A 250-nucleotide genomic window follows, 5' to 3' on the forward strand; every position below is an offset into this window, starting at 1 on the left:
GTTCTCTGTGGATCGCTGGGACGAGGACTGGACAGAAAGTGTCAAGCGCCAGGTGGTGAAGGATGCTTTTTATATTCATCAGCATAAAGGGACCACCAGTGCCGTGCGGCGGGTGGTGGAGCCGTTCGGCTTTCTGATCCGCATTATTGAGTGGTGGCAGACCGGAGAGACACCGGGCACGTTTCGTCTGGATATCGGCGTGCAGGACCAGGGCATCACTGAAGATACCTATCTGGAACTTGAGCGACTG

Annotated in this window: 1 protein-coding gene; it reads left to right on the top strand. The window is 55.6% G+C overall.

The genetic code is table 11. The features are described 5' to 3' along the window. A partial coding sequence (locus tag SB765_RS32145; protein WP_410932829.1) for a phage tail protein I occupies nucleotides 1-250 on the top strand: 250 nt, incomplete at both ends.

Origin of the sequence: Pseudomonas sp. SIMBA_067 (assembly GCF_046534675.1) — a bacterium.
GTDB lineage: Bacteria > Pseudomonadota > Gammaproteobacteria > Pseudomonadales > Pseudomonadaceae > Aquipseudomonas > Aquipseudomonas putida.